The sequence below is a fragment of the Terrisporobacter mayombei genome (assembly GCF_020748465.1).
GTDB classification, from domain to species: Bacteria; Bacillota; Clostridia; order Peptostreptococcales; family Peptostreptococcaceae; genus Terrisporobacter; species Terrisporobacter mayombei.
Map to the genome: position 1 here is coordinate 480,019 of NZ_JAHZMP010000002.1, position 13,918 is coordinate 493,936.

Sequence of the window (13,918 nt, forward strand, 5' to 3'; positions counted from 1 at the left end):
TGAGGGGCAGTGAAAACTGTCCCTCTTATTATTAAATACTAAATTGATTTCTATATAGCTCTGCATAAAATCCATTTTTCTCAAGTAGTTCTTTGTGAGTACCTTGTTCAAAAATACTACCGTCTTTTAAAACAACTATTTGATCAGCATGAAGTATAGTTTTTAATCTATGAGCAATTACAAAGCTAGTTCTTCCTCTCATCATATTGTTCATTGCTTCTTGGATTTTTATCTCTGTACGAGTATCTATATTACTAGTAGCTTCGTCTAGAATTAAAATATCTGGCTTAGAAATAATAGTTCTTGCTATGGTTAATAATTGTTTTTGACCGGCACTTAAAGCACTGGCATTGGAATCTAACATAGTTTCATACTTATTTGGCAAGGTCATTATATAGTCGTGAATATTTGCAGCCTTTGCAGCTTCAATAACATCATCATCATTTGCATCTAGATTACCAAATTTAATGTTTTCTTTTATTGTTCCAGTAAATATTACTGTATCTTGAAGAACCATACCAATTCTATTTCTTAAATCATCTATTTTAAAGTCTTTTATTAAAGTATTATCAATAGTAATTTTACCACCTTGATAATCATAAAAACGAGGAAGTAAATTCATAATTGTAGACTTACCAGAACCAGTAGGTCCAATAATACCAAACATTTTACCTTTTTCTACGTGCAAGTTTATATCTTTTAATATTGGGTTACCTTCCACATAGCTAAAATCTAAGTGAGAAATATCAACTACACCTTCAAAATCTTCAGCAGGTATACTGTTAGGGGAATTTTGAATATCTGGAACTTCGTCCATAACTTCAAAAACTCTTTCTGCACCAGTTAAAGCCAGCTGAATCTGATTATAAAGATTAGCTAGTTGATTTAAAGGTTGAAAAAATTGTCTAGCAAAATTTATAAAAATAACTACAAGACCAACAGTAGCTTGATTATGAAGAGTTAAATAACTACCATAAGCGGCTATAATAGCTAAATTTATATTACTGATACCATTCATAAATGGAGCCATTAGCCCAGCTGTAGTTTGAGCTTTAATAGAGATTTTTACTAAATCATCATTAACTTTACTGAATCTATTTATTGTATCTTCTTGCATTCCATAAGCAATAATTACTTTCTCAGAAGATATATTTTCTTCTATATACCCGTTAAGCTCACCTAGTTTTTGTTGTGAAGCAGCAAAACTTGCTCTAGTCTTTTTTGCAAGTATATTTGAAAGAATCAAAGTTATAGGTGTTGATATTATTGTTACAAGAGCTAATTTTATATTTAGAAACAACATAAAAACTAATATACCTAGAAGAACTAAAACACTTGATACTATCTCTAGCAAACTTTGATTTAAGGTAACACTAATATTATCAATATCATTGGTAAATCTACTCATTAATTCTCCAATAGATACAGAGTCAAAGTATTTTAGGGAAAGTCCTTCCAATCTAGCAAATAAATCATGTCTTAAATTACGAATAGCTTTACCTGCAATTTTAATCATTACTCTATTTTGTATTAAACCAGAAATAGAAGTAGATAAAAATATTGCTAAAACTAGTAAAACAGCAGGTAATAAGCCTGGCAAATCACCAACAAGTATATAATTATCTATAATATAACCAGACATAAAGGGACTTATAGTTCTACCTAAGGTATAAATGATAACACAAACAATTATAATGAAAATTTGTGGTTTATACTCTTTAAAATAGCTAAATAAACGACTAGTACTTGATTGTTTCTTCATATTATTAAGCCTCCTTTCCTAGTTGAGATTCATAGATTTCTTTGTATAGTTCACTAGATTTAAGTAATTCTTCATGAGTACCTATAGAAATCAACTTACCAGCATCAATAACTAAAATTTTATCTGCTGTTTTTATGGAAGAAATTTTTTGAGCAATTATAAAAGTTGTAGTATCTTTATGTTCATTTGCTAAGGCTTCTTTAACTAAAGCTTCTGATTTAGCATCAAGAGCACTAGTACTATCATCTAAGATTAATATTTTAGGTTCACCAACTAATCCACGTGCAATAGATACACGTTGACGTTGACCACCTGATAGATTACTTCCTTTTTGAGAAATAAATTTCTCGTATTTTTCAGGAAATTTATCTATAAATTCTTTAGCTTGAGCAGTTTCAGCCGCTTCTTCCACTTCAATATCACTAGCACTTTGATTACCATAACGTATATTTGTATTTAGCTTACCAGCAAACAGTATGGCCTTTTGAAGAACTATACTTATTTGAGAACGCAGGGATTTTTCGCTATATTCCTTAACATCCTTATTATCTATTAATACTTTTCCCTTTGTAGTATCGTATAGCCTTGGTATTAAATCAGCTAAAGTTGACTTACCAGAACCAGTCAAACCAATAATTCCTACAGTTTCACCTGCCTTAGCATCAAAGTTAATATCTTTTAGAATATACTCGTCATTATCTGAATACTTAAAATATACATGATCAAAAGTTACATCGCCTTTAATATTATCTACTGTTTCAGTTTTATATGTAATATCAGGTTGCATGTCATGTATTTCAATTATTCTCTTTACAGATACTATGGCACGAGATACGTTCATAAGTAACATACCAGATATTAATAAAGAAACTAGTATCTGAAGTAAATAGTTTATGAATGCTACTATTTGCCCAACTGCCAAAGTACCTCCAATTACAAATTGTCCTCCAAAGTAAAGACTGGCAACTATACCAAAGTTAACACAAAGCATTAAAAAAGGCATAATAAGTGCTGTTGCCAAAGAAGCTTTAGTACTAGAACTATATAAGTTTTCATTTTTTTTATCAAATTTATTAATTTCATAGTCTTCTCTAACAAATGCTTTTACTGCTCTAATTCCTGTAAAATTCTCATTTAGAACTGTATTTAACCTATCTAAAGCTTTTTGAGAATTAGTAAAAAAAGGAGTTGATTTATGTACAATGATATAAAGTACTACAGTTATTACGATAACTAAAATTACAATAATAGGTGACAAAGATTTAGCTGTAAAAAAAGCCATAAAAAAACTACCTACTAATAATAGTGGAGCACGAACTAAAATACGAAAACTCATTAAAATTAAATTTTGAACTTGGGTTACATCGTTTGTAAGTCTGATAATTAAATTACTGGGACTTTGGTGATCCAAGTTTTTAAAAGATAAACTCATAATTTTCTTAAAAGTATCTTCTCTTAAGTATCCACCGAAATTTTGAGATATCTTAGACGATAAATATATAGTGGAGAGACCTGCAAGTATACCAATTAAGGATAATATACACATGAAAAACCCTATACGTATAACATAGTTTATATTTCCTGCGCCTAGGCCCTTGTCGATTATTTGTTGTATTAAAAAGGGTTGAAATAAGTCGACAATAACTTCAGTCAACATAAAAATAGGTGCTATAAAGACTATTTTTTTATAAGGTTTTAGATATTTTACAAAAAATTTATATAACATATAACTGCTCCTTTTATGACTATTTTTACAATATTATTTGTATCTTCGTAAATTTTTATTACTTTTAATAATTTATATATAAACATGGGAAAAATAAAAATAGTTATTATATAGGAGTAAAGGAGAATTTTATTATAATGAATAAAACGAAAAGAAACTTGGATGAAAAAATAAAAAAGTATGAATCCTCAATGAAATCTATTCAAGACTATTTTTTTCATGAATATATTAATGAAGATAATAAGATACAAATTGATATAAATATTTACAAAGGATTTGATATTTTTGAACCTTTGTCTATGGGAAAACAAAAAGATTTAAATAAAGAGATTTATGATTTTATTGATGAAAAAATTCATATGATACCACATAAATACGAAATATGCATTTGTTTTTATAATTCAAATTTGACAAAGAAAGAGGAAAAAGAAATTAAATCTATAATAGAGGAGCATTATTATTTAATTCTTCGAGAAAAAAGAATTAATTTAAGAATTAATACAATAAAAATTCTTAGTTTAACAGTTATTGGGGTTTTATTACTTAGTTTGTATTTTATTTTAGAAATTCATAGCAATAAACCTGTTTTTATGGAGTTTTTAAGTATTGCAGGTTCATTTGCTTTATGGGAAGCAGTTGATTTTTACTTATTGGAAAGAAGAGGGTTGGAAATAGAAAGATTAGATGTAGGACAAGTTGCCCTTAGTCAAATAATATTGAAATAATCATTATAATTAAAAAAAATTTATATGTAAAATTAAGGATTATTAATATAAATATTTACAAATATTATTAAATTGGTAAAATTATTATATGAAAGAATTTAGTAATTGAAGGGGAATGCAATGAAGTATTTTAATGAAACATATATAAAAAGAAGATTTATGACAAGAAATGACTGGGCTGATACATATAAAGCCATTCATTCAACTACAGAAGAAAAAGTAACACTAAAAGTACTAGTAAGAAAAAGTAACGATGAGGAATATATTAACAATCTATTAAAAGAAGTAGAAATTTTAAAAAATATAAAAGATCCTAATTTGATTAACGTGAATAATATGTTTCAATATAGTGGATGTGGAAAAACATACTATTACGTCGAAGGTGAATATTTTAAAGGAATTTCTTTAGAAGAAAAATTACAATCTGGAAAGTTAGAAGAGCAAGAAGCTATTAAAATAGTTGAAACTGTAGCAAAGGGATTAAAAGAATTTCATAATAGAAGGATATTATTTAATAATTTAAGCTTAAGTAATATTTTTATAAATTCTAAAGAAGTGGTTAAAACAGATGTTTTATCATATTTGGAAAACAAAAACTTTGTTGTACTATCTCATGATGAAACAGAAGAAAAAGTAGAAGAAAAAAGATTTAGCCCACAAAAAGATATTCATGATTTGGGAGTTATTTTATATGAACTACTAACTGGAAAGTTAAGTTTTGAATCAAATAATTACAAAAATCAAATTTCAAATGCAAACTTAGTATCTATTATAGAAAAGGCTACAAATAGCAATTCGGAAAACAAATATAATAACATAAACAGATTTTTAGTAGATCTTAAATCTTACTCACAATATGGAGTGCTTAGTGAAGAAAGCTATGATGCCCAAGAAGTAATACCAAAGAAAAAGAAAAGAAAAAAAGGCAAAATAGGTAAAACTCTTGGTGTATGTGTAGTAATCGCCTTAGTAGGTGGAGCAGCTGTATATGGATATGACTTAATAGAAAAAAACAAAAAAGACGAAGAGGCAAATGCTACAAAAATAGAAGAAACTGCTAAACAAAAGGAAGAAGAGAAAAAAGTAGAAGAAAAGAAAGCTGAGGAAAACAAAACTGTAAAGTCTGAAAACAAAGATGATAAATCTAGTGATAATAGTTCTTCTACAAGTAAATTAAATAAAAATAATAGTTCAACTACTACTTCTAAGAAAAACAATAACACAAGTAGTAGCTCAAGTAATAGTAATTCAAGCAATAGTAATAGCAATAACTCAAATAATAACAGTAGTAATAATACGAGTAAACCAAACAAGCCAAATAAGCCAAATAAGCCAAATAAGCCAAATAAGCCAAGTAACAATGGAGGCTCAGGTAATACAACAAATAAACCAGATGAAGGAAATGGTAATGGAGATAAAAAACCTGAAATTAAGCCACCTTCAAATGATTCAAATAGCAGTGGTACTGGTAGTGAAAATGCAAAGCCAGAATCATCTGGTACAGAAAGTGAATAATTATAAAATAAGCTGTCATAGTATTTTTTATGACAGCTCATTTAATTTATTTTTCTTTATCTTTAATTGGAAGAGTGATATTAAATGTCGTACCTTCGTTAACTTTGCTTTTAACATTAATATCACAATTACATAAATCAAGAATTCTTTTAACTAAAGTTAGACCCAGACCATTGCCTTGAAAACTACGGGATTTATCTCCTTGGTAAAACCTATCAAAAATTCTACTTTGTACTTCATCAGTCATACCTATACCATTATCGCTTATGGAAACAGAGATACCTTTAGATGTATTATTTAATGTTGTTACAATAAGTCCACCATCAGATGTGAACTTAATAGCATTACTAAAGATATTTAACCAAACTTGCATTAATAAATCTTCACTACCATAATAAGAAATTGTTTTGAGATCCATATCTATATCAATATTTTTCTTTGACCATTGAGTCTCAAGTAATAATAAGGCTTGTCTAAGTTGTTCATCTAAAGAAAAATATTTTTTATCAGGTATAATTTCTTGATTTTCTAGTTTAGATAACTTAAGGATATTTCCAGAAAGAGAAGATAGTTGTCTGGAACTATCTAAAATAATATTTGTATATTCCATTCTTTCATCTTCTGTTAAAGTAGTATCTTGCAATAAGGTAGCATATCCTTCAATAGCTGCAATTGGAGTTTTAAATTCATGAGATACATTTACAATAAAATCATTTCTCAAAGTTTCTATACTGCTTAATTCATTGACCATTTTGTTAAAAGATACATTCATTTCTAAAACTCCAGGGTGAACATTTTTCTCATCTAATCTTATGGAAAAATCACCCTTTGAAACTTTATCTGTAGCTTCTATTAATTTTTTTACTGGCTTCATAAAATTATTAGCTAATGCAATTATGATAAAGGTAAAAACTGACGCTAAAGCAATATTTATTAATATAAATAAAATTAGACCCCAAAAATCGTTTAGTATTTCATTGTTGACTATATTTAATTTTGTGCCAAGAGAAAATCCTATACTAACAATAAATATTGTAATAGATGAAGTTATAAAAATATTGATTATAAAATTAATCCAAAAGTGTAATGTTTTATTATGCTTAAGTTTCATTTTTTACCGCCTTATATCCAAGACCTCTTACAGTTATAATTTTAAAATCTGGATTATTTTCAAAATGTCTTCTAAGTCTATTTATATGAACATCTATTGTCTGAGAATCAGATGGACTATCTAGGCCCCAAATTTCATCCATAAGTTGATTTCTGGTAAATACTTTATTTGGATAAGATAATAATTTATATAATAGATAAAACTCTTTTTGAGCTAATACTATTGTTTCTTCATGTCTAGTTACACTTAAAGAGTCATAATCTAATATTGTATTCACTACAACTTGTTTCTTATCTTGTACAATTTTACTTCTTCTTAAAAGTGCATTTATCCTTAGTATCATTTCATTAACATCAATTGGCTTAACCATATAGTCATCTATACCAATTAAGAAACTTTTTTGTTTTGAAATAAAATCGTCCTTTGCAGTAATCATTAAAATAGGGATTTCTGCATCTATTTTTCTAATTGATTCAGTAAATTCATATCCATCCATATTAGGCATCATTATGTCAGAAATTATTAAATCCACATGATTATTCTCCAATATATCGTATGCCTGAATTCCGTCATGAGAAGCATAAACATTAAATCCTTGTTTAGAAAGTACAGTATAAAATAATTTATTTAAATTTTTATCATCTTCAACTAATAAGATACTAATCATCATATCCCTCCTTTTTTAATTCTAATTATATTAGATTATGATAATGAGTCAATATTTATAAGGTTGAAATAAAAAAGTTCATCTTCAGTTCATTTTTAATTAATCTTTAGTTAATTTTTATTTTATAAAATACAAACATAGATTTAAGACAGAAAGGGAGATGAATAATGTTAAAGATATTAAAATATTTAACAAAAAAAGACTGGTTGTTTGTACTTTGTAGCTTTGTATTTGTAGTAGCACAAGTATATCTTGATTTAAAACTTCCAGATTATATGTCTGAAATTACAAGGTTAGTTCAGACACCAAATAGTGAAATGAGTGAAATATTAAGTGCTGGTGGATATATGCTACTATGCGCCTTTGGTAGTTTAATAGCTGCCTTTATTGTAGGTTACTTTGCAGCTAAAATAGCTTCAAACTTATCATGGAAACTTCGTTCAAGTGTATACGATAAAATAGAAGGCTTCTCAATGGCTGAAATAAATAAATTTTCTACAGCTAGTTTAATAACACGTTCGACTAATGATATAACTCAAATTCAAAATATTGTAGCTATGGGGCTTCAATTAATAATAAAGGCTCCAATTACAGCAGTATGGGCAGTTTGCAAGATTCTAGGAAAAGGATGGCAATGGAGTGCTGCCACTGGTGGAGCCATATTAGTTTTAGTATTAATCATATTAGTAATAATGGTATTTGCTTTACCTAGATTTAAAAAGATTCAAAAATTAACTGACAGACTTAACTTAGTAACAAGGGAAAATTTAACGGGAATACGTGTAGTTCGTGCATACAATGCAGAAAACTATCAAAATAGTAAATTTGAAAATGTTAATGAAGAGATAACTAAAAATAACTTAGTAATAAATAGAGTTATGGCAATAATGCAACCAGGAATGATGTTTGTAATGAATGGATTGACACTTGCTATATACTGGATAGGTGCTTATCTAATAAATGATGCAGATATCATGGATAAAATGAACTTATTTAGTGACATGATAGTCTTCTCATCTTATTCAATGCAGGTAATAATGGCATTTATGATGTTAACAATGATATTTATAATGATGCCAAGAGCTTCAGTTTCAGCTAAACGTATACTTGAAGTATTAAATACAAAGGGAAGTATAGTTGATGGAGATGGAGAATTTGAAAAGGCCTCAAAAACTGGTGAAATAGAATTCAAAAATGTTAGCTTTAAATATCCCGACTCAGAAGGTTCAGACTATGTACTTCGTGATATAAGCTTTACAGCTAAAAAGGGTGAAACTGTTGCCATAATTGGATCTACAGGAAGTGGCAAAACTTCTTTAATTAACTTAATACCAAGGTTTTATGATGTTACAGAAGGTGAAGTATTAGTAAATGGAGTTAATGTAAAAAAATATAAACAAAAGCAACTAAATAATCTTTTAGGATATGTTCATCAAAAGGCCGTGCTATTTTCTGGAGATATAACTTCAAACGTAGCTTATGGTGATAATGGTAGAGAAAATTACTCGGAGCTAGATGTGAAAAGAGCTGTGAAAATAGCTCAAGGTACTGAGTTTGTTGAAAAAATGGAGAATACTTATAAAGCAAGCATTTCTCAAGGAGGAAGTAACGTATCAGGAGGACAAAAACAAAGATTATCCATAGCAAGGGCAATATGTAGAAAGCCAGAAATATATATATTTGATGATTCATTTTCAGCACTTGACTATAAAACTGATAGAAAACTTAGATCTGTATTAAAACATGAAATATCAGATGCTACAAATTTAATAGTAGCACAACGTATAGGTACTATAATTGATGCAGATAAAATAATAGTTCTTGATGAAGGACAAATAGCAGGTATGGGAACTCATGATGAACTTATGAAAAAATGTAGGGTCTATCAAGAAATAGCATATTCTCAGCTTTCAAAGGAGGAATTAGCCAATGCTTAATAAAAATAAATCAAAATCAGAAGGTAGATTAGGCAATTTATTAGTATATATGAAAAAATATAGTTTTGCCTTAGTTGTAGCCTTTATATTTGCCATAGGTGGATCAGTAATAACAGTTATAAGTCCAGATAAATTAAGTGAAGTTACAGATTTAATTACACAAGGAATAGTAACTGGAATTAATATTGAAAAGATATCAAGTATATGTTTACTTTTAGCAGGATTATATGGTCTTAGTATTATATTATCTTATTTACAAGGTTTTATAATGGCAACAGTAACGCAAAAAACTACTAAAGAGTTAAGAAGTGATATATCTAATAAAATAAATAAATTACCATTAAAATATTTTGATAAAACGACTGTTGGTGATGTACTAAGCCGTATGACTAATGACGTAGATACAATAGGTCAAACTTTAAATCAAAGTGTTGGTACTTTAGTAAGTGGTATATCTTTATTATTAGGTTCTTTGTATATGATGACAACTACAAACGTCACTATGACAATCACAGCAGTAGTAGCTACGGTGATTGGTTTTGGGTTAATGATGTTAATAATATCAAAATCTCAAAAATATTTTATAAATCAACAACGCTATCTTGGAGAAATAAATGGACATATAGAAGAAGCTTATACAGGTCATAGTGTAATTAAAGTATATAATGCAGGGGAAGAAACAAATAAAGAATTTAAAACATTAAATGATAGTCTTCGTCAAAGTGCATGGAAATCACAATTTATATCAGGTTTAATGATGCCTTTAATGTCATTTATAGGTAACTTTGGATATGTGGCAGTTTGTGTTGTAGGTGCAGTACTTGCTTTCAATGATAAGATAAGTTTTGGTGTAATAGTAGCATTTATGATGTATATTAGATTCTTTACACAACCCCTTGCTCAATTTGCTCAAGCAGCTACTTCTCTGCAATCAACATCAGCTGCATGTAAACGTGTATTTGAGTTTTTAGAAGAAGAGGAAATGGAAGAGGAAAGCAATAAAGATATTTCTTTAGAAAATGTAAAAGGTCATGTTAAATTTGAAAATGTTAAATTTGGATATGATGAAGATAAATTAATAATAAAAAATTTCTCTGCTGATATAAAACCAGGTCAAAAAGTTGCCATAGTAGGACCAACTGGGGCTGGTAAAACTACTTTAGTAAACTTACTAATGAAGTTCTACGATGTAAATAGTGGAACAATAAAAATAGATGGGGTCCCAATACAAACTTTAAGTAGAGAAAAAGTACATGATTTATTCTGTATGGTACTTCAAGATACATGGTTGTTTGAAGGAACAATTAGAGAAAATATATCTTACAATAAAGGTGATGCGTCAGAATCAGTTATAATATCTGCTTGTAAAGCTGTTGGAATAGATCATTTTATAAGAACTTTACCTGAAGGGTACGATACAATATTAGACGATAATACTAATTTATCGGCTGGGCAAAAACAGTTAATTACTATAGCGAGAGCAATGGTGAAAAATGCACCTCTATTAATACTAGATGAGGCAACAAGTTCTGTAGATACTCGTACAGAATTGTTAATTCAAGAGGCTATGGACAAATTAACAGTAGGAAAAACTTCATTTGTTATAGCTCATAGATTATCAACTATAAAAAATGCTGATGTAATTTTAGTTATGAAAGATGGAGATATTATAGAGAGTGGAAATCATGAAGAACTTTTAAGTGTAAATGGATTCTATGCAGAACTTTATAATAGTCAATTTGAAAAAGCCAGTTAAAAAATAATAGAAAGTAGTTATTATGCGTAAAAACTAATAGCTACTTTTTTTATATAATACTTGTTTCTATGTATTACATCATTAATTAATAAGATAATTTTTTAATTTGCTTTAAACCGATATTATAAGAAATGAAAAGTAGAAAATGATAAACTTTAATGTATAATTAATAAATAGAAAATATATTTTTGGAGGAGCACAATGAACGAAACCAAGGCACTTATAGACAAGCAGCTTAGGCTTAAGGGAAAAGTATTAGCAAGATTAGTAAAATACAATGATGAACATGATTTTGAAAAATATAATAAAGTGATGAATATATTTTTAAAAGGTGAAAAAAGTAGAAAAATTTTCTGTGAAGAAAAATATATAACAACAAGAAATAATAATAAAATTAGGGTTTGTATTTATAGTCCTTTAGATAAAAAACCTAATGCAACAGGCTTATTATGGCTTCATGGTGGTGGATGTGCCATGGGAATACCTGAGTTGGATATGCAATATTATGAAAAACTAATATCTGTAGCAAATTGTGTAATAATTGTACCTGATTATACACTTTCTTTAGAAAAGCCATATCCTCAAGCATTATATGATAGTTATGAAACTCTTTATTGGATGAAAAACAATGTTGAAGATTTAGGAATAAGAGAAGATCAAATTTTTGTAGGTGGAAAAAGTGCAGGAGGTGGACTTGCAGCAGGTACCGTACTTTATGCTAGAGACAAAAAAGAAGTAAATGTTGCTTTTCAAATGCCACTATATCCCATGCTTGATGATAGAATGAACACACCTTCATCTATAGATAATGACGCACCAGTATGGAATTCTAAAAGTAATTATTTAGCGTGGAAGTTATATTTGGGTGATTTATTTGAAACTGATAAGGTAAGCAAATATGCTTCACCTTCAAGAGAAACAGATTATTCAAATTTACCACCTATATTTACTTTTATTGGAGACGCAGAGCCTTTTTATGATGAAACTGCCCAGTATATAGAAAATCTAAAAAAAGATGGAGTTAAGGCACATTTCTACGTACATAAAGGATGTTATCATTCTTTTGATAAAGTTTGCTCTCATTCTCATCAAGGAAAAGAAGCTATTAAAGAAATGCTAGAAACTTTTAAATATGCAACTGAAAATTATTTTGCCTCACAATGTTATTAAAAATAATAAAATAAAAATAAATATAAAACACCCCGATTGTTGGATTTTAAATCTAAAGAGGGGGTGTTTTTTAAAATGTTATAATTATATAGTAGACAAATATTTTATATACAATTATTATTTTATTATAATGATTAAAAAGAGGCGAATTATATGAGAGATTTTAATTATAAATATACAATTAGAGATTTTATTGATAAAAATAAATGGTCAAATGTTTATACAGGCATAAACAAGGAAACTGATGAAAAAATAATTATAAATATACTTATAAATGTAGAAGACAATGAAGAAAATTTAGAAATATTTAAAGAAGAAGTAGATTTACTAAAAAGTATGAATAGTACAAATGTAATATCTATAAATCATATGGATACTTATGTAAATAAAGATAAAATTTATTATTATATTGAAAGTGAAGATTTTGAAGGTTTAACATTAGATGAATTAATGAGAATTAATAAGCTTAATAATAATCAATGCTTACAAATAATAAGAGAAGTAATAAATGGCGTTAAGGAATTTAATAATAAAAAAATAAACTTTAAAGATTTGACAAGGGAAAATATAATAATAAACGGTGAAGGTGTAATAAAAATCGATACATTATCATTTATTAATAATCATAAGGGTCATATAAATTGTAAAATTCATGATGCTAAAAAGTTTCGTGCTCATGAAGATGTACAAGTTATAGGAAGTATTTTATGCTATATGATTACTGGTAAAGAAATATTCAATCCAGAAGAAAATAAAAATCTGGATAAAGATATTAGTCAAATTTTAGCCAAAGCTACAAATAAAAAACATATCTCAAAACATAAATATAGAGATTTAAATGAATTTTTAAATGACATAGATTTATATTTATGTGGAGAGGAATTAATTAATAATGAAGAAGTTAATTTAGAAGAGCATCATAAACTAAAGCCTAACTATAATATTAAAAAATATGTGATTATAGCATGTTCAGTTGTAATTTTACTTTGCACTACGGCCTTTGGAGCACAATATGTAATGAATAAAAAGTCAGATAATATGGCTACTACAAATACAAGTAAAGCTGTTTATAAAGCAGAAGAAACTTCAGAGGATGAAAGTGAACTAAATTTAACTCCTATTGAAGAAAATATGATTAAACATAAAGATTCAAAAGGAACTACTAAAGAAAAAACAAGTGATAATAATAAAAGCAATGAAAATATTAAAAAAGAAGATAAGAAGGAAAATAGAAGTAATAAACATAATAATAAAGAGAAACATAAGCCAAATAAAAAAGAACATGATAAAGAAAATTCAGATAAGGATAATAATAATAAAAAACCAGACAAAGATAATAATAACGAAGAAAAAGATAAATCAGATGAAGAAAAACCAGATAATGACAATTCTAATGAAGGAAAACCAGACAAAAATCCAGATGAAGAAAAAAACTCAGATAAGAACGATGATATGGTAGAGTAAGTAATAAAATACTAATAATATTAATAAGCTAGTAAAGACATTGTTACTTACTAGCTTTATATTATTTGGTAAAAATTACTGCAAG

Annotated in this window: 10 protein-coding genes; 6 read left to right on the forward strand and 4 right to left on the reverse strand. The window is 27.6% G+C overall.

Going from position 1 to position 13,918, the window contains the following annotated elements:
- Positions 1 to 31: 31 nt before the first annotated feature.
- Positions 32 to 1,762, reverse strand: coding sequence for an ABC transporter ATP-binding protein (locus K0039_RS08750; RefSeq protein WP_228104671.1), 1,731 nt, complete (start codon positions 1,760 to 1,762; stop codon positions 32 to 34).
- Positions 1,763 to 1,766: 4 nt separating this feature from the next.
- Positions 1,767 to 3,488: an ABC transporter ATP-binding protein gene (locus K0039_RS08755; RefSeq protein ID WP_228104672.1), complete on the reverse strand. Its 1,722-nt coding sequence runs from the start codon at positions 3,486 to 3,488 to the stop codon at positions 1,767 to 1,769.
- A 137-nt stretch (positions 3,489 to 3,625) separates the two neighbouring features.
- Between K0039_RS08755 and K0039_RS08760 the strand changes: the two genes are divergently transcribed.
- Positions 3,626 to 4,213 carry a hypothetical protein gene (locus K0039_RS08760; protein ID WP_228104673.1) on the forward strand — a complete coding sequence of 196 codons (588 nt, stop codon included), beginning with the start codon at positions 3,626 to 3,628 and terminating at the stop codon, positions 4,211 to 4,213.
- Between the two features lie 120 nt (positions 4,214 to 4,333).
- On the forward strand, positions 4,334 to 5,728 hold the full coding sequence (locus K0039_RS08765) for a protein kinase domain-containing protein (RefSeq protein WP_228104674.1): 1,395 nt from the start codon (positions 4,334 to 4,336) through the stop codon (positions 5,726 to 5,728).
- A 46-nt stretch (positions 5,729 to 5,774) separates the two neighbouring features.
- On the opposite strand, the gene K0039_RS08770 is transcribed toward K0039_RS08765, so the two are convergent.
- Positions 5,775 to 6,839, reverse strand: a complete 1,065-nt coding sequence (locus K0039_RS08770; RefSeq protein WP_228104675.1) for a sensor histidine kinase — start codon at positions 6,837 to 6,839, stop codon at positions 5,775 to 5,777.
- Positions 6,829 to 7,506 carry a response regulator transcription factor gene (locus tag K0039_RS08775; RefSeq protein ID WP_228104676.1) on the reverse strand — a complete coding sequence of 226 codons (678 nt, stop codon included), beginning with the start codon at positions 7,504 to 7,506 and terminating at the stop codon, positions 6,829 to 6,831. The genes K0039_RS08770 and K0039_RS08775 overlap by 11 nt, the downstream gene beginning before the upstream one ends.
- Before the next feature lie 167 nt (positions 7,507 to 7,673).
- On the opposite strand from K0039_RS08775, the gene K0039_RS08780 reads away from it, so the two are divergent.
- From K0039_RS08780 to K0039_RS08795, 4 genes are all read left to right on the forward strand, one after another.
- Positions 7,674 to 9,443: an ABC transporter ATP-binding protein gene (locus K0039_RS08780; protein WP_228104677.1), complete on the forward strand. Its 1,770-nt coding sequence runs from the start codon at positions 7,674 to 7,676 to the stop codon at positions 9,441 to 9,443.
- Positions 9,436 to 11,199, forward strand: coding sequence for an ABC transporter ATP-binding protein (locus K0039_RS08785; protein ID WP_228104678.1), 1,764 nt, complete (start codon positions 9,436 to 9,438; stop codon positions 11,197 to 11,199). Before K0039_RS08780 ends, K0039_RS08785 begins: the two co-directional genes overlap by 8 nt.
- A 201-nt stretch (positions 11,200 to 11,400) precedes the next feature.
- Positions 11,401 to 12,369, forward strand: coding sequence for an alpha/beta hydrolase (locus K0039_RS08790; protein ID WP_228104679.1), 969 nt, complete (start codon positions 11,401 to 11,403; stop codon positions 12,367 to 12,369).
- Positions 12,370 to 12,522: 153 nt separating this feature from the next.
- On the forward strand, positions 12,523 to 13,833 hold the full coding sequence (locus K0039_RS08795; RefSeq protein WP_228104680.1) for a protein kinase domain-containing protein: 1,311 nt from the start codon (positions 12,523 to 12,525) through the stop codon (positions 13,831 to 13,833).
- Positions 13,834 to 13,918: the final 85 nt, after the last annotated feature.